The following is a 21,342-nucleotide window of genomic DNA, read 5'->3' as shown; positions in this document are numbered from 1 at the left end:
CGGCGCGTTGAACGCATGGGCGGGGTATTGCCATAGGGGCATTATTGGCTGAGCTTTATGGCCCTATACCTGCCTATGTATGTCTTGATTTTGTTGCGACTCCGCTTCATCTTTGTCTGATTCGCGTTTGCGCGCCCGCGGGTGCGCAGCGTCATACACCTGCGCCAGATGCTGAAAGTCGAGATGGGTATACACCTGGGTGGTGGCGATGCTGGCGTGACCCAGCAACTCCTGCACCGCCCGCAAATCGCCCGAAGATTGCAGCAGATGCGTGGCACAGCTGTGGCGTAGTTTATGCGGATACAGGGGCTCGGCAATGCCGAGGGTTTGCTGCCAGTGGCGCAGCCGTAGCTGCACGGCGCGGGTGGTGAGCGCGGCGCCATTCTGGCTGACAAACACCGCCTGCGTGCTGCCGCGCACCAACTCAGGTCGGCGCAATAACCATTGCCGCAGGGCTTGCTGCGCCTCTTGCCCAATCGGCACCAGCCGGGTTTTATTGCCTTTACCGTGAATCGTGGCCATGCCGTGAGCCAAGTCCAGCAAGGGCAGTTGCAGGCCCACAATTTCGCTGACCCGCAGGCCTGCGGAATAGGCGAGCTCAAACATCGCTTTATCGCGCGAATCCAGCGCATTGTCGTCGGGGAGGTGATCGAGCAGCCCCACCACATCGTCCACATTCAAAACTTCGGGCAGTTTCTTGCCGCTTTTGGGGGCTTTGATCCCGCTGAGTGGATTGGTGGGCCAATGAAAATCCCGCACCATCAGCTGAAAAAACGTTCGCCAGGCCGACAGCGTGCGGGCGATGCTGCGCCCAGACAGGCCTTGCTGGCTTAAGGCGCGCACAAAACCGCGCAGGGTGAGGGCATTCAGGCTTGTGAGTTCACGCTCGCCCGCCAGCCGTGCCAGTGTGTTCAGATCGCGCTGATAAGCGCTCAGCGTGTGCGGGCTGGCCATTTTTTCACCCACCAGATAGCGGATGAAATGCTCAAAACTTGCCCGACTGCTGGCCGGTAAGGTCTCGGCCAGCTGCGGGTCGGGGAGGAACTCAGGCGCTCGCATGATCCGGAATAACGCGGCGAATGGCCGCCGACACCAATTCGGACAGGCGCTGCAAATACAGCGTGCCCATATCGGGGTAGAAACGCTCGCTATCTTGGCTGGCCAAAACCAAGATGCCAAATGGGCGCTCGCCGGTTTTGAGTGCAAACTGCGCAAACGATTTTAATTCGCCCGCGCCGATCTCAAACCAATCCAGCACTTCATCGGTGACATAGGGGCCGCAATAGGGCGAGACCAGATTGCTGGCCAGTGTGTGGATCGCTTCGCCCACGGGTGAAAACTCCATCAACTGATGGCCGTCGGCCGGCAGCCACAGGCGTAGCGCCATGCAGGGCACGTTGAAGCGCTCTTTTAAGTGGTATTCCAACGTGCCGAGAATGCCGCGCAGATCGGCAGCCTTCATCAAATCAACGGTGAGCTGGTGCAATTTATCGGAAATCTGGTCGTTTTCCACGCCAAATTGCAAGAGCTCGCTCAAACGGCCTTCCAGCTGGCGATTGCGGTCGCGCAGGGTCAGTAATTGGCGCTCGGCCAGCGATACCGCATGCCCGCCGTGATTGTGGGGCACATAAATTTGCGCCAGATCATCGGCGAATTCATCGAAAAATTCGGGATTCTGCTTTAACCATTGAACAATATCGGCAGCTTGCATTGCGGTATCCTGTCTGCGGGGTTAAATCTCGATCGTGCCGGTAAATACCGTCACAGCGGGGCCGGTCATCCAGACCGGTTCGCCAGCGCCAGCCCAGCGGATGCTTAAATCGCCACCCCGGGTATGCACCAGCACAGTGTCATTCAAAAGGCCGCGGCGAATGCCTGCTACCACAGCGGCGCAAGCGCCAGTGCCACAGGCCAGGGTTTCACCGGCCGCGCGCTCAAACACCCGCAAGCGAATTTCGTCGCGGCTCAGAATCTGCATAAAGCCGGCATTCACTTTTTGCGGAAAACGCGGATGGTTTTCGATCAGCGGGCCATGCTCGGCCACCGGCGCGGTGTCGACATCTTCCACCACCTGCACCGCATGCGGGTTGCCCATCGACACCACCGAAATATCGCGCACCACATCGGCCACGATCAGTGGGTCGATAATGGCTTCATTGGGGGCTTGAAATGGAATCTCGGCCGGGGCAAAGCGGGGCACGCCCATATTCACGGTGACCTGGCCATCAGCGGCCAATTGCGGGTATATCACGCCCTTGGCGGTTTCAACGGCGATTTCGGTTTTGTCAGTGAGGCCTTGGTCGTAGACAAAACGGGCAAAACAGCGCGAGCCATTGCCGCATTGCTCCACTTCCGAGCCATCGCAATTGAAGATCCGATAGCGAAAATCAATGCCAGGGGTTGCGCTGCGCTCCACCAGCAAGAGCTGGTCAAAACCAATCCCGAAATTGCGATGGCCTAGCTGACCGATTTGCGCGCTGCTCAGTTGAACATTTTGGCGCACGCCATCAATCACCATAAAGTCATTGCCCAGGCCGTGCATTTTGCTGAAGTGCAGCTGCATTGATGTCATCCGAATATAAAAATAGCCCTTATTGCAGCAGGGCTGGCGGGCGGGGTAAAACGAATTATTTTTCGCCCGCCCCAGAAATACTGTTGGCGGCTGGCTCGAAAGCCCAGCAAGCCAAGGTCATCGCACTAGGCTAATGCGCTGGCTAAGGCACGGCAAGTTTCGCTTGGGCGATGCGTGCTGGTCGCGACAATTTGGGCCATGTTGGCGAGCTAGCAAGGGGTCAATCAGTTGTTTTCGCCAAACAGCCGGCCGTATTCCACCATCAAGCAGCGATCCATCACGATGGGAATACCAGCCGCTTGCGCGCGCGCCGCGGCAGCTTCATCGATGATATCCAGCTGCAGCCAGATGGCTTTTGCGCCGCGCGCAATCGCCTGATCGACCACTGCACCGGCTTCTTCGCTGCGGCGAAACACATCCACGAGATCAATCTCGCCCGGCACGCTGGCCAGATCGGCATACACTGGCTCGCCGAGGATTTCGGCGGCCGGCTTGGGTGTGACCGGAATAATCTGAAAACCCCATTGCTGCATCAGGCGGGCCACGCCATGGCTGGCGCGAGTGGGCTTATCGGATAAACCCACCACGGCAATGCGGCGAGTGTTTTGCAAAATACGGCGAATTTCATTATCACTGGGGTTTTGAAAAGCCATGATCGACTCCGCAGCTAGGGGTATGAGTTGCTAGCGCAAACTAGACATGCGCTAGCGATAGATACGGTGGCAGGTATATTAAGCCAGCACCAGTACCGCATCGGCTTCGACCAGCGCGCCTTTAGGCAGGGCGGCGGCTTGCACGGCGGCGCGAGCCGGGAAAGGCTGGCTGAAGTATTCGCCCATAATTTCATTGAGCTTGGCAAAGTTGGCCAGATCAACCACAAATACGCCCAGTTTCACGATGTCCGATAAGTCGCCACCGGCCGCCTGGCACACCGCGCGCAGATTTTGGAATACGCGATGCGCTTGCGCTTCAAAACCGTCGGCCAGCTCGCCCGATACTGGATCAAGACCAATCTGGCCAGACAGGTAAACGGTGTTGCCGACTTTAACCGCTTGCGAATAAGTGCCAACGGCTTTGGGGGCGTGATCTGAATGGATGATTTCTTTGCTCATGGTGCTTCCTTAGTGATGAAGTTTACGGGCGTTTGTTGGCGTTAATGGCATAGGGCTCGGGATGGACGCGGCCATTGTGCAGCACATCATCGGCGGCGTAGATGTGGCTGATTTCGATCAGCAGCAGATCGCTGACCACCGTTTGCTGCCGGTCGGCCACGGCAATGGCTTGCAATAGCCGACCTTCCAGCGCCACGGCGCAATCATCGATGCGCGGCGCTTTGACGGTTTGGGCGGGCGCAAATTGCAGGCCGAGACTGTCGATTTGTTCTTGCGATGGCGGTGTGCTTGAGCCCGTGGCGTGCACCGCTGGCGCGTGATCGTGCGACGGGATATGAATCACGCAATCGCCACCTTGGCTTAAATGTAGCGCGGTGTCTTTTTGCTCGCTGCGGCCATCGGGGCCGAGGCGCCGATTGACACTGAGCGAGACAATCATCGGCTCGGTGCTCACGATATTGAAATACGAAAACGGGGCGATATTGATCTCGCCCGCGCTGGCGCGCGTGGTGACCCAGGCAATCGGGCGGGGCACCACACAATCGGTGAGCAAGGTGTATTTTTCTGCAGCGCTGAGCGCCGCAACAGGCCATTCCATACTTTATCCTGATGGGTATATGGCCACAGGCCTTTTGATAGTTGGCTTGTAGCGATATACCTATTTATGCTTCGGGTAAAAAACGTTCAATCAAAACATTCAAAAACCGCTGCCCCTGCGCGGTGGGCTTCACCCAGTGCAGATCGCGGCTGAGTAGACCTTCGGCACAGGCTTGCTCGATTTGATAAATAATCCGCTGCTGCGGCAGCCCGGTGCGCTCGGTAAACAGCGCCAGCGGAAAACCTTCGGTGAGACGCAGCAGATTCAACATGAATTCAAACGGCAATTCGGCCGGATCGACTTCGGTTTCGCTTTGGATTGCGCTACCACTGGCCATGGCCGTGAGATATTCGCTGGGCTGCTTAAAGCGGGTTTGCCGAATGATTTTATCGTGAAAACTGATCTTGCCGTGCGCACCGGCGCCAATGCCCAGATAATCGCCAAATTGCCAGTAATTGAGATTATGCCGGCTGCGATAGTCATGCTGGGGCGATTGTTTGAAAAACGCGCTGGTTTCGTAGTGGCCAAAGCCGGCGCCAGCCAGCTCGGCTTCGATCATTTCCTGCATATCGGCCGCTAGATCGTCATCGGGCAGGGCGGGTGGATAGCGATGAAACAGCGTGTTGGGCTCCAGCGTGAGGTGATAGGCCGACAAGTGTGTGGAGCCACAGGCAATCGCATGGCGGATATCGGCCTGCGCTTGCGCTAGCGTCTGCTGCGGCAGCGCGTACATGATATCCAGGTTGAAATTGCTAAAGTGCCGCTGGGCGATGTCGATGGCGCGCAGTGCTTCACCCGCGCTATGTACCCGACCGAGCGCTTGCAGATGCTGATCATTAAAGCTCTGAATGCCGATCGAGAGGCGATTGATGCCGGCCGCCGCGTAGCCGGCGAATTTCTCGGCCTCGAAGGTGCCTGGATTGGCTTCGAGCGTGATTTCGGCATCGGGGTGCAGCTTGACCCGTGCGCGAATGCCATCCAGTAGCTGGGCCATGCTGGCGGCTGAAAATAAGCTTGGCGTGCCGCCGCCCATGAAAATACTACTGACCGGGCGGCCCCAGATTTGAGGCAGATTGCTTTCCAGATCGGCCAAGAGCGCGGCGATATACTGCGCCTCAGGCAGGCCGCTTTCACTGTGGCCGGTTTTGACCGCATGCGAATTGAAATCGCAGTACGGACATTTTTTAATGCACCACGGAAAGTGGATATACAAGGCCAGTGGCGGCAGCGCGGTTAGGCCGGAGCTACGCAGCTGGCTGAGGGAAATCGACTGCATGGCTTACTTTTTCGGCGCGTTTTTCTGCGAGTATTCGAGCATGCCTTTCAGCACTTTGTAGTCGGGATGGTTGGATTTGATGTCCATTTTGCCGGCATCCATCGCCTCGTAGTAACGCGTGCAGGCAGTGTCTTGGCCATTTTTTTCCATCGATGCTTTGATGGCTTCATTGGCTTGCGTGTTGAAGAGCTTGCGCATGTCTTCAACGGCACTGCGGGCGGCTTCTTCACCCTGAATTTGTTTGATGCTGCCCAAATAGCCATTCATATAGTCGGCGTGCATCATCAGATAGTCGCGGTTGGTTTTCAGCCATTTTTGCTGGGCGGTTTTGATTTTTTCTTCGCTCAAACCGCCTTTGCCTTTGCATTCCAGGCCCATTTTTTGCACGATCACAATGGCTGTGCTCAGGTTGCCCGCCGCCTGATTGCGCTCGGCCGTAAATGGGTTGTCGACTTCCGCGCTGGCTGAAGCTTTTGAGGCAGCGGCTTTGCTCGGTTTGCTAGCAGCCATGCTCAATGCAGGCAAAGTCAGGGCGAGGGCGAGCAGGGTGGGTTTTAACATGGTATTCCTTGCGAGATAGCTCAGGATTGATAGGGGTTGTGCAGCGCTTCCACCAGCTGGTGCAGCACAGTTTTCATTTGTTCGGCCGAGACTTCCATCAGCAGGCCATCCTCGAACAGGTCTTGCGCCATTTGCGCCAGCTCGTCGAGATTTTCATTCATCACTTTGACTTTTTCGGTGCACGAAACCACTGAGCCGTCATCTCGACACCAGCGAGCCCAGCGGCTTTCATCGTCGGCGGGGCGGCTCATAATCCGGTTTCCTGCAGTTTGGCCAGTAATATCTGCAAGGCTTTGGCGCGATGCGAGATCTGGCTTTTTTCTTCGGCGCTGATTTGCGCCACAGTTTTGCCCCATTGCGGCAGGACAAACAGCGGATCATACCCAAACCCACCCTCCCCAGCCAGCGCATGGCCAATTTCGCCAAGGCACACGCCATCGGCAATCAGCGGTTGCGGGTCATCGGCGCTGCGCACCAGCACCAGTGCGGCGTAATACCAAGCACGGCGATCGGCTTGGCCGGCCATGGCGGTCAGTAGTTTTTCATTATTGCGGCTATCGGATTTGGGCTCGCCGGCGTAACGGGCGGAAAGTACGCCCGGCGCGCCGCCCAGTGCGGCGACACAGAGGCCCGAGTCATCCGCCAGCGCCGGCAAGCCGGTGAGCGCCGCGGCATGGCGGGCTTTGGCGAGGGCGTTCTCGACAAATGTGCCAAAAGGCTCGGCACATTCCGGTACATTGAGCGCCCCTTGGGGCACGATTTCCAGCGCAAGTGGCGCAAGCAAGTGGCCAAATTCTTTCAGTTTGCCGGCGTTATTGCTGGCGAGCACAATTTTCTTCATGGGGTATGGCTTGTAAAGCTAAATCTGTAAAGGGCTAGGAGTATATACCTGGGGTTAGTAGGCTTTTTTGCTCAGTATCATCAGATCTTGTTCACGCTTCATCTGAAAGCGATTGAGCAGGCTGGTGCCAATCAGGATCGGGCCATTATCGTCTACATCACGCACCACCAGTTGCACGTCATAAACGGTGATTTTACCCATTTGCAGTTGCGGTACCCGCACCATCCACGCCCCGACAATGCCATTGGCGGTTTGCGAGCGGCCGGTTAGGGCGCCTTGGGTGCTGATTTTCATTTGCGCAGCCTGATTGCGGCTCAGCGATAAATGCGTGGCGCCGGTATCAATCACCCCGGGCAAAGTCACACGATTGATGGTGAGCTCGGTACTGTAATGCCCGAGCTGATCGGGTTGCAGTACCAAGGTGCCGCCCTGATTGTCGGTGGGATTGGCGCTGCTGGCCACATAGCCCTGGCCCAGCTGCAAAGTGCGTTGCTGGCCATTGCTGGCCACGACCGCAGATTCGCCTTCAATGCGGATCACTTTAAAAGCCCCGCTTTCCTGCCCGCTACTGAGGGTTTTGCGCTGGCCATTGATTTGAAACACGCCTTTATTACCCATGGTGCCGATCAGCATAATGTCATCCGCAACCGCCGGTAGGGCCAGGGCGCAACACAAAATAGCAGCACAACGACGTAGCATGGGTGGTTTTTCCTTATTCAGTGGTTTCGCGCCGGGCCTGGCTCGCCTCAATCTCCTGGATTGCACGCTCAATCAGCGACCAGTCAGCATTTTTCAGTAGTGTGGCATCAGACAGCATGCGACGCCACTGCCGCGCGCCATACTGTCCCTGATACAACCCTAAAATATGCCGGGCAATAAAGCGCAGCGGGGTGCCACTGGCCAGCTCCGCCTCCACAAATGGGCGCAGCGCTTGCATGGCTTCGGCACGACTACCCTGTCGGGCCGGCGCGCCGTACAATTGGACATCCACCTCGGTCAGCAGCCACGGATTGTGATACGCCTCGCGGCCCACCATCACGCCATCCACATGCTGTAGATGTGTCTGACACTCCGCCATGGTGGTAATGCCGCCATTAATCAGGATTTCCAGCGCCGGGAAATCCCGTTTGAGCTGATAGACATAATCGTATTTCAGCGGCGGGATTTCACGGTTTTCCTTGGGGCTAAGGCCTTTTAAAATGGCATTGCGTGCATGCACGATAAAGGTGCTGCAGCCAGCCGCCGCTATCTCACCAATAAAATCCCGCACAAAGGCGTAGTCTTCAATCTGATCAATGCCGATGCGGTGCTTGATCGTGACATCAATGCTGCAGGCATCGCGCATCGCCTTCACGCCATCGGCCACCAGCTGGGGCTCCAGCATCAGGCAGGCGCCAAATGAGCCGGATTGCACCCGCTCGCTCGGACAGCCGACATTCAAATTCACCTCATCATAGCCCCAGTCTTGCGCAATCTTGGCGCACCGGGCCAGATCGGCCGGCTCGCTGCCCCCCAGCTGCAGGGCAATCGGCTGCTCGCACGGATCAAAGCGCAAATGCCGGCTCTGGTCTCCATGCAAAATCGCCCCGGTATTCACCATTTCGGTATACAGCCAGGATTGCTGCGATAGCTCGCGGGCAAAGCGCCGGTAAAAGCGATCGGTCCAGTCGAGCATCGGGGCAATCGCAAAGCGGCGAGGAGGGGTAAGCCCTGAATTAAATGACGGATTGGTTTGATCTGCTTGTGTATTAGTCTGCGGCATGTCTACGGTCTGGTTTACGTTTGCACGGTCTATTTTTAAGACTCGTCCTATTTGCTGCGCGATTTTGAAAGAAAAAAGCGTGCGTATTGGACTAGTGTGCGATGGTCGCTATTTTACGCCTAAGCCATCGGAATGGCACGGTCACTTTCGGGGGGAGATTCGCCTCGGGCGTGGCGGGACTGTGGTACAGAATGAAAGTCGGCGTTTTGCTGTGCCAGCAGCAGCGTCTGTGATCAAGCGGGCGGATGAGGGCATGAGCCAGCCCATCCCCCCAAATACCCAACTAAGAGGGTGCCTTTAGTTTTGGCTAAGGCACTCCCGTGCGTGAGTCAGCTTGAGCGGCTGTTAGCCACCCCGTTTTGCCTTCGGGTTGCCCTTGGCATCCAGCTCCACCCAGAAGCTTTCCAGTTTCAGCTCTTTCACGGCCTGATTCACGTACTTTGGCTCTATCCATTGATCAAAATTGATATTGCCGCGAATCATTCGGTACTTCTGCGCTGATTGCAGTGCATCTTTATAAAACGCGACAAAAAATTCATCCAGTAATGGGCTTGAGCGTTGCTTGAGTGAGGTGCCGTCATACTCTTTTTTCCAAGACGAGAATGGCACGCCGTCTTTCGACCATTCTTGCAGTGTTTTATCTCGATTGGCATCCAATGAGATTTCGTGGGCCGACTTCACCGCTACCTTCACCAAACGTTGGACCAGTTGCGGGTTATCGCGCTCGAATTCTTCGGTCACCAGCAGATTGGCCTGGCTGGTCTGGCTTAATGGCTGGCCTTTGGTGGAATAGATGATTTTGGCGATACCTCGATCAATCAGTTGAAAGCCGCCTTGTGTCAGCCAGGCGCCATCAATGTCTTTGGTCGCCAGCGCGGCCTGGGCCGTCGCTACATCCATATTGATGGTCTTGAAATCCCGCTCGGATAGCCCGCGCTGTTCCAGGATTTTGTTCGCGGCCAGCTGCATTTTGGTGCCTTTGAAGACGGCGATTTTCTTGCCTTTCAAGTCTTCAATCGAGGTCGCGGTCGAGTCAGCCGGCACTAGCAAATAGGTATGGCTCAGTACGCCGTTGGCCAGAATAATCTTGGTTTTCAGCCCACTGGCTTTCCCGATGAGGGTAGGGAGATCGCCTACCCAGGCAAAGTCGATTAATTTATTGGCTAAGGCTTCGTTGACGGCTGGGCCTGCACCTTTGAAAAAGCTCCATTCAACTTTAATGCCGTCTTTTTTGAACTCTTCTTCCAGCAGACCTTGAATATTGACCGAGCCAATGGAGCCGCCGCCTTGCACCGGGCGACCACCGGTGCCCGTGCCAGCGGCGCCTATCCGGATAATTTTGGCGGGATCAGCCAATGCTGCCGTACTGAGCAGTAACAACGCGGTGGTAAGTAGCGTGCGCCATGTTCGTTGAGGTTGATGAATTGTCATTTTGTATTGTTCCTTATGCTGGTGTGAATACTGCGGCGCCTTGTGAGCACTGCAGTTCAGTCGCATCCCTGACTGAATCACCTTTAATGCAATTGGCATGCCAAGTCGGCGCAGAAAAGTCTTGCGCAGTAAGTCTTTGTTTTGTCTGAGACAGTGTGACGTGATCGCCCGGTGTGTCACTTGCTGAGGGCATGCGTGGTGATTTTTGTGCTCAGTAATCAGCATATTGTTTAAAAGTCAGCAGATAGGGTTCGGGCGCGCTGTGCACTTTTCAGCAGGCTGCGCTGTAGCGTGTTGATGGCGCAACACGGTAAGCGCCCCTTGTCTGAGGGAAGGGTGCAATTTGAATTAAATATTCAAATAAATCAATTGCTTGGTGTCTTTGTTCTGTGGTTGGCATACCCATTGCTCTAGTAGGGCTATGGCTGCCTGTGCAGCCCATATCCAACCCATAGGGAGCAGAGCATGAGTAACAAACGACAACTGAAACTGGGCGTATTTCTCTCACCTTCTGGCCACCATGCGGCGGCCTGGCGTCATCCGGATACCAATCCGGCCGGCTCAACGGATTTTGAACACTTCAAAAAGCTGGCCAAGATCGCCGAAGCTGCAAAATTCGATACCATCTTTACCGCCGATAGCGATGGCATCTGGGGCGGCGGTGGCGATCAGGATTTGCGCAGCCGCCGGGAGCTGAGCACAGGTTTTGAGCCCATCACCCTTTACTCCGCGCTAGCCGCCGTCACCAAGAATATTGGCTTTGTGGCCACGGCTTCGACCACTTACAACGAGCCATGGCATATCGCCCGTAAATACGCGTCTTTGGATCTGATTAGTGGCGGGCGGGCCGCGTGGAATGTGGTGACGTCAGGCAATGCCGAAGCGGCATTTAACTTTGGCCTGGAGGCGCATCCGGACCACGCTGAACGCTATCGCCGCGCCGCTGAGTTTGTCGATGTAGTGAAAGGGCTGTGGGATAGCTGGGATGAAGGCTCGCATCTCTACGACAAAGCCTCAGGGGTATATTACGACCCGAGCAAACTGCATCTGCTGAATCATCAGGGCGAATACTTTAAGGTGAAGGGGCCGCTGAATGTGCCGCGCTCGCCGCAAGGACACCCGGTGTTGGTGCAGGCAGGGGCATCCGAACCCGGCCGCGAGCTGGCGGCGCAAACCGCCGAGGCCATCTTTGCTGCCTGGCAAACGCTGGAAGACGCGCAGTCTTTTTATCGGGATGTGAAAGCCCGCGCAGCCAATAAATACGGCCGCAACCCGGATCACATCAAGATTTTGCCAGGGGTATACCCCGTGATTGGCCGCACCGAGGCCGAAGCCCTCGCCAAGAAAGAACAATTGCGTGAATTGATTGATCCCAAGATTGGTCTGAGTCTGCTGGCGAGCCTAGGCGGGCTGGAGGGGCTGCGCGATTACGATCTGGATGGGCCCGTACCGCAAGATTTACCAGAAACCAACAACAACAAGAGCCGCCAGCGGCTATTGCTGGACTTGGCGGCACGCGAAAATCTCACCATCCGCGGCTTGTATGAATGGGTAGCCGGGGCCCGTGGGCATCGCGTGATTCATGGCACGCCAGAGAGTATTGCCGATCAGCTGGAAGAGTGGTTCGTGGGCGGCGCAGCCGACGGTTTCAACTTGTTGGCGCCGACTTATCCAGGTGGCCTGGTCGATTTTGCTGATTTGGTGATCCCGATTCTGCAAAAACGTGGCCTGTTCCGCACTGAATATGAAGCATCGACGCTGCGTGGCAATCTAGGCCTACCGATCCCTAGTAGCCGATACCAAGCGGACGAGGGTGAGCAAGCGGCTTAATTAGATTAGATTTTATTCAAATAAACAGGGCAATACCGAAGGTATTGCCCCGTCAGATTGATGAGAAACCCCACGCGCGAAGCGCGGCTCCCCTCAAGGAGGGGATGGGAGGGGTGGGAATAGAACATTAAGGCGGCAGATTGAAATCCTTATTTCCTAGGCTCGGCTTGGCCGAGACTTGCAGCCTATTGGTCAGCTACTTTTCAGCAGCCTGGCAGGGCAATCCCGAAAGGTATTGCCCTGTGGTTATTGATAATTATGATTTTGAAGGATATACGGCAAGGGGGTATTTTAGCGATAGCCTTTGGCGCTTTGCCCGCAGTCGGCAATCAGCGTCTGCGCGGTGAGGCAAGTTAGGCTCTCGCTCAGCGCAAACAAAACCTGGGCAATTTCATCCGCGGTGGCCAGGCGGTTCAGCAAGCTTCCCGCTTTTAACGCGCTAAAATCTTTGGGCTCGCTCAGCGCCAACGGCGTGAGCACCGTGCCCGGGGCTACCGAGTTCACGCGGATGTCTTCCGGGCCGAGCTCAAGCGCCAGGCTCTGGGTGAGGCCACTTAAGCCCGCTTTGGCCGCGCTATAGGCCACCCGGCCATAGGCTTTTAGCCCGTTAATCGAGGACACAAAGGTGATCGCGCGATTAGGGTGTGTCGAAGCCCGCAGCAGTGGCAGCAGCTGCTGTACCAATAACAGCTGGCTACCCAGATTCAGATCCAGTGAATCGAGTAGCTTATCGGCCGGAATCTCGGCAAGCGGCAGAAATTCCTCGGGCAGGGCCCGCCCCGCCAGGGTGATTAGATGGCTGATTGCACCGTAACGCCGCGTTAAATCCAGCACCAGACTGGCAATGCTGGCCTGATTCTGAATGTCGCAAGCGATAAACTCGACCGCCCCTGCGTAGCGCTGCTGCAGCAAGCGGCCTTGTTCAGGGTCGCGATCTACGATGACCACTTGATAATGCTGGCGCACAAATAGCCGTACTGTGGCACTGCCGATACCGCCGGCGCCACCGACAATCACGATGGTTTTTTTCATGTTTTTCCTTGTGATTCAGGCTGCGAGCTGAGAGTTTGGCGCTGATAAAGGCCGGGAAACCAGCGGATCCACAGTACAGCCACGAGCAAAGTACCCAGACCGCCCAACACGACTGCAGCTTGCGGGCCAAACCAATGGGCGGTGAGGCCGGATTCGAATTCGCCCAGCTGATTGGATGCACCGATAAAGAGCCCATTAATGGCACTGACCCGCCCGCGCATGTCATCCGGCGTTTCTAGCTGCACCAGCGCGCCGCGAACCACCATGCTGATCATATCGGCGGCGCCCAAGACCACCAGGGCCAGCAAGGAAAGCCACAGCGAAGAGGAGAGCCCAAACACGATCGTGGCCAGGCCAAACAGGATCACGGCGGCAAACATCAGCTGGCCCACGCGGCGACGTAAGGGGTAATACGCCAGCACAATCGACATGCCGATGGCCCCCACTGCCGGTGCCGAGCGCAGCAAGCCCAGGCCCCAGGGGCCGGTGTGCAAGATATCGCTGGCAAACACTGGTAATAAGGCGGTAGCACCACCCAGTAGCACCGCAAACAAATCGAGCGAGATTGCCCCGAGTAAATCGCGGCGGGCGCGAATGTAATGCAGTCCCGCGAGGAGATTTTCCCAGCCTTTGACGCTTTGCCGCTCGCTGCGTGGCGGTTTCTTGATCACAAACATCAGGGCGCAGCCCAAAGCCATGCAGAGTCCACTCAGTGCATAGGTGGCGGCCGGATCGGCGGCGAAAAGTAAGCCCCCTGCCGCCGGTGCGACAATGGTGGCGGCTTGCATGGCCGATGCTGAAGCCGCGATTGCGGCAGGTAACAGGGCTTGCGGTACCACATTCGGTAGCAAGGCTTGCATGGCTGGCATTTCAAAAGCCCTTGCCGTGCCCAGCCAGAAGGCCAGCCCGAACAAAAGCTCGCGGCTTAAGCCGCCATGGAGCGTCAGCACACACAGCAGCAAGGCCGCCAGCGCTTGTGCGGCTTTCGTGGTAGCCGCAATAAGCCGCCGATCATAACGGTCGGCCACTTGGCCAATTTGTAGCAGGAATAAAATTCGCGGGGCAAATTCCAGTAAGCCAACCAGCCCCAAATCGAGGGCGCTGCCGGTCAGGCTATACATCTGCCAGGCCGTGGCCACAGCCAGAATCTGAAAGGCCGCCGCAGTTAAGGTGCGGGAGAGCCAAAATGCTTGAAAAGGACGATGGTGGCGCAGTGAAGGCAGTTCAGTGGGCATGGCAGGTATCGGTGAGCCCCCCTGGTGGCCCAGGGGGTAGGGATTACGGCGCAGGGTTGCTAATTTGCGCCTGAATAGCATCAATCGCAGCGATCACCTCAGGGCTGAGGGTCACGCGAATACTAGCGATGTTTTCGGCTAGCTGTTCAAGATTGGTGGCCCCGATCAAATTACTGCTGACAAAAGGCCGGCTATTGACGAAGGCCAGTGCCAGTTGAGCTGGGCTCAGGCCATGCGCTTGTGCCAAGGCGACGTATTGCTCGGTAGCTGCTTGCGCTTGCGGATTGTTGTAGCGGCTAAAGCGCTCATACAGGGCCAAGCGGGAACCTGCCGGTCGCGCCCCATGCAGGTATTTGCCACTTAACACGCCAAAACCGAGTGGCGAATACGCCAGCAGGCCGACTTGTTCACGGTGGCTAAATTCCGCTAGGCCGATTTCAAAGGTGCGGTTGAGTAAGCTGTAGGGGTTCTGAATGCTGGCGATGCGTGGCAAGCCCAGTTGGTCATGAGCCGCTAAAAAGCGCGACACACCCCACGGCGTTTCATTCGACACCCCGATATGCCGCACTTTACCGGCTTTAACAAAATCAGCTAGCACCGACAGCGTTTCTTCAATGCTCACCGTGTATTCATCGTCGATCCATGGGTAGGCCAAACGGCCAAAAGTGTTAGTGCTGCGGTCGGGCCAATGCAGCTGGTATAGATCGATGTAATCGGTTTGCAGGCGGGTCAGGCTGGCATCCAGTGCCGCGGTCAGGCTTTCGCGGGTGAAATGGGTTTGGCCATTACGCAGGTGATTGGGCTGATGCGCCTGGCGAACGGGCCCAGCGGCCTTGGTGGCCAGTACTACTTCATGCCGGCGGCCGGTTTTTTTAAACCAGCTACCGATATAGCTTTCAGTGCGGCCCTGGGTTTCCGGCTTGGGCGGCACCGGATACATTTCGGCTGCGTCGAGCAGATTAACGCCTTCAGCCAGTGCAAAATCAATCTGTTCATGGGCCTGAGCTTCGGTATTTTGTTCGCCCCAGGTCATGGTGCCCAGGCCAATCACGCTGACATCCAGTGTGGTACGGCCTAATTTACGATATTCCATGCTATTTCTCGTCCAGTCGTGGTGGTGGTGGTGGTATGGTGCGGGTCGTTCAGCAAACCATGCCTTTTGAGCAAGGTGCGCAACACATTACGGGTGAGCCCGAGAAGTTCGGCGGTACGCACCTGGTTGTAGCGGGTGTATTCGTACGCAGAACGAACCAGTAGATCTTCGACTTGCTCAAAGAGCTCAGGCTGCTCAGCCTGAAATAATTTATGCAGTTGCTGGCGAATAATTTGCAGCGGGTCGCCACTGCCTGCGGTTTCTTGCCCATGGCTGGTGATGGCGTTGAGTTTGAGGTGTTCGGGGCGGATTTCTCGGCCGCTGGAGACCAGCAGCGCGTAATGCATCACATTTTCCAGCTCGCGAATATTGCCCGGCCAGCTGTAGCTTTGTAGCGCCTGCACGCTGCCAGGGGTGAGGGCGGGTGCACCATAACCCAGCTTGTGGGCATAAATACCCAAAAAGTGCTCGGCCAGCGGCTGAATATCGGCCCGGCGCTGGCGTAAGGCTGGAATATTGATACTCACCACATTAAGCCGATAGAGTAAATCCTGACGGAAATGCCCGGCATTCACCGCCTGTGCCAAGTCCACATTGGTGGCCGCAACCAATCGTACATTAATGGGGGTCGGTTTGCGGGCGCCAACCCGTACCACCTCGCGTTCCTGAATCACGCGCAACAGTTTTACCTGCAAGGCCAGCGGTAAATCGCCAATTTCATCCAGAAACAGGGTGCCCCCATTGGCCGCCTCGAACCAGCCGGTTTTGCTGCCTACCGCACCGGTGTAGGCGCCAGCCTCGTGACCGAATAGCTCGGCTTCAGCCAGGGTTTCGCTAATTGCGCCGCAATTCACCGCGACAAATGGGCCTTTGCGGCCACTGATCCGGTGCACATGGCGGGCGACCAGTTCTTTACCCGTACCGGTTTCACCGTGAATGAGAATTGGCGCTTCGGATGGTGCGACCCGCTCTACTTCATGCAGCAATTGCTGGGATTCCGGGTCGGCAAATACCAAGGCTTTGGCCCGAATGCTGAGCGGACTTTGTTCCTGATCGGGAAAGGTCAGCACGGTCGTCGAGTTATCGGGCATGGCGATCTCCTGGTGGTGGCTTATGGGTATATTCATCAAGACACTATTGAATAATGGCTTGATGAATATACGCTGGGCGGGTATGCCCAGCGCAAGTGCTTACAATGTGGCAATCGACACTTCGGTGGATTTCACAAAGGCAATCACTTCACGGCCCGGTTTCAGATCCAGCTCTTTGAGTGAGCGGGTGGTGATGACCGAAGTGACCACACCTGATGGGGTGAGTACATCCACTTCTGATAACACTGGCCCTTCGATGATCTCTTTGATGGTGCCGCGAAATTGGTTACGTACATTGATTGATTTGATGCTCATGGTATTGCTCCTCAGGAAAGGTAAAGAAAGTGGCTGCGAAACATTAATGAATCAGATACTGATGCTGGCCTGCTGGATGCGGGCGGCCAGCTGGGCCGGATCGAGCTGGACCCGACCAGGATTACTCAAGTGCGCCAGGAAATGGCCGATGGCCAAGGCGAGGCGCTCGTCGATTTCGGGAGCGATTTGGTAACCAGTCGGCTCTTGGCTCGTAAAATCCTTGTCGGTGGCATAAACCCCGCCGACAATATGGCGGGCTTTCAGTGCCGATAGCACCGGCTGCAAGGCGTATTCCACCGCCAACAGATGCCCGGGGCTGCCCCCGGTGGCCAAAGCCAGCGCCGCTTTGCCTTCGAGTGCCCGCTCAGGCAGCAGATCAAGAATGGCTTTGATCACGCCGCTGTACGCCGCTTTGTACACGGGCGTGCTGATAATCAAGCCATCGCTGTCGGCAATGACGGCTTTAAATTCGCTAATGGCCGGGCTATTCCAGCGGGCGTTAATCAGATCTTCGGCTGGAAAGTCATGCACGCCGTACTGAATAACCTTTACCCCTTGACTGCGCAGCAGTTTGGCGGCGCGCTGCAGTAAGGCGGTGGATTTCGAGGGCTGGCTCGGGCTGCCTGCCAGCAAGACTACAGTGGACATATACTCTCCAGGCGTTGTTGTTCTGTATGGCTTGAGAGCGACTATACGGCTGGTTGTATATTTCTAAAAATAATTAATAAATATTCTTATAGATCAAATTGGAATATTCGTTCGCGCTGTTGCCTGCGCAGCAGATTGCACCAGAGTCTGCGTGCTTCGCAGCATCGTGAGCATTGGATATTTATCTTTGGTTATATAAAAATCACAAAATATTATTTATTGGAATATCAAAACTAGGGGAAGATGCAGTCAGCAGCGATTCACGTCTGCCGCGGCAGTGGGCAAACATCTCAGGCCGTGACTGAACACCTTCGGGAGAGACCCTACGATGAAAAAAACGATTGCTTTAGCTGTATCCCTCGCCTTGTTCTCTGGCGCAGTCTGGGCCGACAAGCTCGATGAGATTAAAAAAGCCGGTGTGTTGCGTGTTGCCGCATTCGATAGCAACCCGCCGTTTGGCTTTGTTGACCCGCAAACTCGCCAGCTGGCTGGTTTGGATGTCGATGTGGCGCAAGCCTTGGCGAAAAAGCTTGGCGTGAAGCTCGAGCTGCAAGCCACTAATCCGGCCAATCGTATTCCACTGTTGACCGCGAATAAAGTCGATCTGGTGGCCGCAAATTTCACCATCACCGAAGAGCGGCGCAAACAGGTGGAATTTAGCGTGCCGTACTTTGCCACCGGCCAAAAATTCATTGCCAAAAAAGGGGTGCTGAAAAAGCCCGATGACATCAAAGCCTTGCGTGTCGGCGTGGATAAGGGCACGACGCAGGAAGCGCTGCTGCGCGAGAAATACCCGCAAACACCAGTGGTGGCCTACGATGACACCCCGCTGGCATTTACCGCCTTGCGCAACGGCAATGTGCAGGCGATTACGCAGGATGACGCCAAGCTGCTGGCGCTGCTAGCCAATGCCCCCGATAAAGCCAAATACGAAATTTCCCCTTTCGCCCTCACGCGTGAATATCAAGGTATTGGCCTGCCACGCGGCGAAGAGCGGTTGGCGCAATTTGTGAATGCCACTTTGCAAGAGCTGGAAAAAACCGGTCAGGCCAAACAGATTTATGACCGCTGGTTTGGCCCCAAAACCAAAGCGCCATTGCCACGCGACTTCAAAATCGGCGATCCAACTTAAGCCTGCAAGCTCAGCGCTGGGGCGGCTAATCAAGGCCCGCACCCTGTCATCCGCCCCATCGCCAAGTGCAGCGCATAAGGCGTAGCAGGGCGGGTGAAGCGGGGAGCGGATGCCTGCAGCCCCCGCGATTTGCCGACCGGCCAGACTCGATCAGTCTGGCCGGTTTATTTTCACCACGGGCGATCCGCCTGTATTGGGGAGAAAGTGATGCCAGCATGGCTTGGACAAGGATTATTGGGTAGTGAGCAGCTAGGCTGGCTCTTGCAGGGGCTGGTGCTGACCATCACGCTGTCTGCAGCGATCATTCTGACTGGATTAATCTTGGGGGTGCTGCTGGGTATTGCCCGGCAGCAAGGGCATTGGCCGTGGCTGGCGCTGCCGCATAATGCGCTGCGAAATACGCCGCTTTTGGTACAAGTACTGTTTTGGTATTTCGCGGTGGGCGGGATGCTGCCGGAGGCCGCCAAAATCTGGCTTAATTCCCCCCATGTGCTCTGGCAATGGCAGGACTTAAGTCTGGGTTGGCCCTCATTTGAGTTTTTGGCAGCGTGGTGGTCATTAAGCCTATATGCCATGGCCTATATGGCCGAAGACGTGCGCTCGGGGCTCAATGCCGTGCCCCGTGGCCAGTGGGAGGCGGCACAAGCCCATGGCCTGCGACCTTGGCAGGTCTTACGCTGGATCATTTTGCCGCAAGCCTGGCTGATTGCTCGCATCCCGCTTCTGGGGCAGGGCCTGAACACCATCAAAAATACCTCACTGACCATGGCGATAGGGGTGATGGAATTATCCTATCGTTCCCGTCAGGTGGATGCCCAGACTTTACTCACGTTTCAGGCCTTTGCGGTGGCCACGCTGCTGTATGTGCTGTTGAATTTACTCACACAGCGCTGGGCCCAGCCCCGACTGGAGGCGAAGCGATGAATTGGCCGGTGATCACCGATAATTGGTTATTTTTCCTGATAGGCGCCTGGCCGCATGGCCCTTTGGGAGGGCTGGTGCAAACCTGTTTGCTGGCCTTGGGGGGCGGGGCGCTGGCCACCATTCTGGGGCTGGCCGGCGGTTTGGCGTTGTGGGCCGGCTGGGGTGGGGCGCTGTTGCGCTGGTGCTGTGAATTTTTGCGCGCCATCCCGGTGTTGTTGCTGATGTTCTGGTGCTATTTTTTGTTGCCGATTGTGTTTGGCTTGGATGTGCCCGGCACCTGGACCGTGATCGTGGCGCTGGGCTTGGTCTCGGGCGCCTATCTGGCCTATGCCGTCCAAGCGGGCTTGCATGCCGTGCCACGCGGGCAGTGGGAAGCCGCGCAGGCGAGCGGGATGCGCCGCGGGCAAATCTTGCGCTGGATTGTGCTGCCGCAGGCGCTGCGCATTATTCGCCCCTCGTGGCTTAATCAATGGGTCACCTTAGTTAAAGATACCTCGCTGGCGTATATCGTCGGCGTGGCTGACTTTACCTTTGTGGCTAATCAGGTCAATAGCCGTGAGCAGGTGTACGCTTTAGAGATTTTTCTATTTATTGGTCTGGTGTATTGGGCTTTGTGCGCCAGCTTGCAATGGTGCGGCGAACGCTACGGGCGGATTGCTGTGCGTGATTAAGGGATAACCTATGTATATTGCTACACAGCTTGCCAGAGCTGGCTTGCAGACCGATACCCATAGTGGTTCGATCAGTACCCCCATCTATCAAACCGCGACCTTTGCGCATCCGGCCCTAGGCCAGAGTACAGGGTTTGATTACAGCCGCTCGGGCAATCCAACCCGGCAGGCCCTGGAGCACACCATCGCTGAGTTGGAAGGGGGGAGCCATGGCTTTGCTTTTGCCAGCGGTTTGGCCGCCTTATCGACCGTGCTGGCGCTGTTTTCGGCCGGCGATCATTTGGTGGTCAGTGCGGGCTGTTATGGCGGCACCTATCGCTTGCTCGATCAGGTGTTTGCCCGTTTTGGCTTACAGATTAGCTATGTGCCGCTGCATGACGCGGCGGCATTCGCCGCGGCCATCCAGCCCAATACCAAGGCGATTTTGCTGGAGTCTTTATCGAATCCCTGTCTGGATGCGCCCGATTTTGCCGCCATCAGCGCGCTGGCCCAACAGCAGCAATTGCGGTTGATCGTGGATAACACGCTGCTGAGCCCGCTCTGGTTTCAGCCCTTATGCCATGGGGCTGATATTGTGTTGCACTCGGCATCCAAAAGCCTGAGTGGGCATAACGACACCATTGCCGGGGTGGTGGCCGTGCGCGATGCCGCCTTGGCGGCTGAGTTGGGCTATTTGCAAAATGCCATCGGCGCAACGCTGGGGCCGCAAGATGCCTGGCTAGTAGTCCGTGGCATCAAAACCCTGGCTTTGCGTCTGGCGCAGCAGGAGCGCAATGCGCTCGCTCTGGCGCAATGGTTAGCCGAGCAGCCCCAGGTAAGCCAGCTGCGCTACCCGGGTTTGGCCGGCGACCCCGCCCATCGGGCCATTACCCAGTTCGCCAGCGGGTTTGGTGTGCTGATCAGTTTTAGTTTGCCCGATGAAGCGGCTGTTCGCCGCTTGATAGAACGTTTGCAGTGGATCAGTTTTGCCGAGAGTCTGGGAGGGGTGGAGAGCCTGATAACCGTACCAGCGCTCCAAACGCACGCCAATCTGAGCCCGGCAGAGCGACAAACACTGGGGGTCGGCGATCACTTGGTGCGCTTATCGGTAGGGATTGAGGATACGCGCGATTTGCGGGCTGATTTGGCGCAAGCGCTAGCCTGAACTGGACTGGACTGGACTGGACTGGACTGGACTGGACTGGGCTGGGCTGGGCTGGGCTGGGCTGGGCTGGGCTG

The 21,342-nt window shown here is 56.6% G+C and carries 24 protein-coding genes; 5 read left to right on the top strand and 19 right to left on the bottom strand.

Annotation, left to right across the window (positions count from 1 at the left end; all coding sequences use genetic code 11):
- Window positions 1-63: 63 nt before the first annotated feature.
- The 13 genes from L991_RS02740 to L991_RS02680 form a co-directional block, all read right to left on the bottom strand.
- Window positions 64-1,059 (bottom strand): tyrosine recombinase XerC, encoded by a 996-nt coding sequence (locus L991_RS02740; protein ID WP_052190531.1) that lies wholly within the window; start codon window positions 1,057-1,059, stop codon window positions 64-66.
- The gene (locus L991_RS02735) at window positions 1,046-1,711 is read right to left on the bottom strand and encodes a DUF484 family protein (RefSeq protein ID WP_028449486.1); all 666 of its coding nucleotides are present in this window, start codon (window positions 1,709-1,711) and stop codon (window positions 1,046-1,048) included. Before L991_RS02735 ends, L991_RS02740 begins: the two co-directional genes overlap by 14 nt.
- A 21-nt stretch (window positions 1,712-1,732) precedes the next feature.
- Window positions 1,733-2,563, bottom strand: a complete 831-nt coding sequence (dapF, locus tag L991_RS02730) for a diaminopimelate epimerase (protein WP_047391977.1) — start codon at window positions 2,561-2,563, stop codon at window positions 1,733-1,735.
- 233 nt (window positions 2,564-2,796) lie between these two features.
- Window positions 2,797-3,225, bottom strand: a complete 429-nt coding sequence (locus L991_RS02725) for a CoA-binding protein (RefSeq protein WP_047391974.1) — start codon at window positions 3,223-3,225, stop codon at window positions 2,797-2,799.
- Window positions 3,226-3,303: 78 nt separating this feature from the next.
- Window positions 3,304-3,684 (bottom strand): Rid family detoxifying hydrolase, encoded by a 381-nt coding sequence (locus L991_RS02720; protein ID WP_028449483.1) that lies wholly within the window; start codon window positions 3,682-3,684, stop codon window positions 3,304-3,306.
- Between the two features lie 22 nt (window positions 3,685-3,706).
- Window positions 3,707-4,282 (bottom strand): flavin reductase family protein, encoded by a 576-nt coding sequence (locus L991_RS02715; protein ID WP_047391971.1) that lies wholly within the window; start codon window positions 4,280-4,282, stop codon window positions 3,707-3,709.
- 64 nt (window positions 4,283-4,346) lie between these two features.
- Entirely contained in the window at window positions 4,347-5,558 is a 1,212-nt protein-coding gene (gene hemW / locus L991_RS02710) for a radical SAM family heme chaperone HemW (RefSeq protein WP_047391967.1), read from the bottom strand.
- Between the two features lie 3 nt (window positions 5,559-5,561).
- Complete coding sequence (locus tag L991_RS02705; RefSeq protein ID WP_047391966.1) at window positions 5,562-6,119, bottom strand: hypothetical protein; 558 nt, start codon at window positions 6,117-6,119, stop codon at window positions 5,562-5,564.
- Between the two features lie 20 nt (window positions 6,120-6,139).
- Entirely contained in the window at window positions 6,140-6,370 is a 231-nt protein-coding gene (locus L991_RS02700; RefSeq protein ID WP_047391964.1) for a hypothetical protein, read from the bottom strand.
- Entirely contained in the window at window positions 6,367-6,960 is a 594-nt protein-coding gene (gene rdgB / locus L991_RS02695; RefSeq protein WP_047391961.1) for an RdgB/HAM1 family non-canonical purine NTP pyrophosphatase, read from the bottom strand. The genes L991_RS02700 and rdgB overlap by 4 nt, the downstream gene beginning before the upstream one ends.
- A gap of 54 nt (window positions 6,961-7,014) precedes the next feature.
- The gene (locus L991_RS02690) at window positions 7,015-7,659 is read right to left on the bottom strand and encodes a TIGR02281 family clan AA aspartic protease (RefSeq protein WP_081986452.1); all 645 of its coding nucleotides are present in this window, start codon (window positions 7,657-7,659) and stop codon (window positions 7,015-7,017) included.
- Between the two features lie 13 nt (window positions 7,660-7,672).
- Window positions 7,673-8,635, bottom strand: a complete 963-nt coding sequence (gene dusA / locus L991_RS02685) for a tRNA dihydrouridine(20/20a) synthase DusA (protein WP_047392040.1) — start codon at window positions 8,633-8,635, stop codon at window positions 7,673-7,675.
- Window positions 8,636-9,067: 432 nt separating this feature from the next.
- On the bottom strand, window positions 9,068-10,153 hold the full coding sequence (locus tag L991_RS02680; protein ID WP_047391956.1) for an ABC transporter substrate-binding protein: 1,086 nt from the start codon (window positions 10,151-10,153) through the stop codon (window positions 9,068-9,070).
- Window positions 10,154-10,618: 465 nt separating this feature from the next.
- Here L991_RS02680 and L991_RS02675 point away from each other — a divergent pair, with 465 nt between their 5' ends.
- Window positions 10,619-11,983, top strand: coding sequence for an LLM class flavin-dependent oxidoreductase (locus L991_RS02675; RefSeq protein ID WP_047391953.1), 1,365 nt, complete (start codon window positions 10,619-10,621; stop codon window positions 11,981-11,983).
- 291 nt (window positions 11,984-12,274) lie between these two features.
- Here L991_RS02675 and L991_RS02670 read toward each other — a convergent pair whose 3' ends face one another.
- The 6 genes from L991_RS02670 to ssuE all read right to left on the bottom strand — a co-directional run bounded on the left by L991_RS02670 (window position 12,275) and on the right by ssuE (window position 17,397).
- Window positions 12,275-13,015 carry an SDR family NAD(P)-dependent oxidoreductase gene (locus tag L991_RS02670; RefSeq protein ID WP_052190530.1) on the bottom strand — a complete coding sequence of 247 codons (741 nt, stop codon included), beginning with the start codon at window positions 13,013-13,015 and terminating at the stop codon, window positions 12,275-12,277.
- Entirely contained in the window at window positions 13,012-14,250 is a 1,239-nt protein-coding gene (locus tag L991_RS02665; RefSeq protein ID WP_047391950.1) for an MFS transporter, read from the bottom strand. Before L991_RS02665 ends, L991_RS02670 begins: the two co-directional genes overlap by 4 nt.
- Before the next feature lie 43 nt (window positions 14,251-14,293).
- Window positions 14,294-15,343 carry an NADP(H)-dependent aldo-keto reductase gene (locus tag L991_RS02660; protein ID WP_047391949.1) on the bottom strand — a complete coding sequence of 350 codons (1,050 nt, stop codon included), beginning with the start codon at window positions 15,341-15,343 and terminating at the stop codon, window positions 14,294-14,296.
- Window positions 15,325-16,434: a sigma-54-dependent Fis family transcriptional regulator gene (locus L991_RS02655; protein ID WP_052190529.1), complete on the bottom strand. Its 1,110-nt coding sequence runs from the start codon at window positions 16,432-16,434 to the stop codon at window positions 15,325-15,327. The genes L991_RS02660 and L991_RS02655 overlap by 19 nt, the downstream gene beginning before the upstream one ends.
- A gap of 99 nt (window positions 16,435-16,533) precedes the next feature.
- Window positions 16,534-16,749 (bottom strand): molybdopterin-binding protein, encoded by a 216-nt coding sequence (locus tag L991_RS02650; RefSeq protein ID WP_028449472.1) that lies wholly within the window; start codon window positions 16,747-16,749, stop codon window positions 16,534-16,536.
- A gap of 51 nt (window positions 16,750-16,800) precedes the next feature.
- Window positions 16,801-17,397 carry an NADPH-dependent FMN reductase gene (gene ssuE, locus L991_RS02645; RefSeq protein WP_028449471.1) on the bottom strand — a complete coding sequence of 199 codons (597 nt, stop codon included), beginning with the start codon at window positions 17,395-17,397 and terminating at the stop codon, window positions 16,801-16,803.
- 328 nt (window positions 17,398-17,725) lie between these two features.
- On the opposite strand from ssuE, the gene L991_RS02640 reads away from it, so the two are divergent.
- From L991_RS02640 to L991_RS02625, 4 genes are all read left to right on the top strand, one after another.
- Window positions 17,726-18,529 carry an ABC transporter substrate-binding protein gene (locus tag L991_RS02640; protein ID WP_047391944.1) on the top strand — a complete coding sequence of 268 codons (804 nt, stop codon included), beginning with the start codon at window positions 17,726-17,728 and terminating at the stop codon, window positions 18,527-18,529.
- 207 nt (window positions 18,530-18,736) lie between these two features.
- Window positions 18,737-19,453, top strand: coding sequence for an amino acid ABC transporter permease (locus L991_RS02635; protein ID WP_047391941.1), 717 nt, complete (start codon window positions 18,737-18,739; stop codon window positions 19,451-19,453).
- On the top strand, window positions 19,450-20,124 hold the full coding sequence (locus L991_RS02630; protein ID WP_052190528.1) for an amino acid ABC transporter permease: 675 nt from the start codon (window positions 19,450-19,452) through the stop codon (window positions 20,122-20,124). The genes L991_RS02635 and L991_RS02630 overlap by 4 nt, the downstream gene beginning before the upstream one ends.
- 10 nt (window positions 20,125-20,134) lie before the next feature.
- Entirely contained in the window at window positions 20,135-21,268 is a 1,134-nt protein-coding gene (locus L991_RS02625; protein WP_047391937.1) for a PLP-dependent aspartate aminotransferase family protein, read from the top strand.
- The last annotated feature ends 74 nt before the right edge of the window (window positions 21,269-21,342 follow it).

This window comes from Chitinibacter sp. ZOR0017, from assembly GCF_000799095.1.
Taxonomy (GTDB): Bacteria; Pseudomonadota; Gammaproteobacteria; order Burkholderiales; family Chitinibacteraceae; genus Chitinibacter; species Chitinibacter tainanensis.
This window is presented reverse-complemented; position numbering and strand designations above follow the sequence as displayed.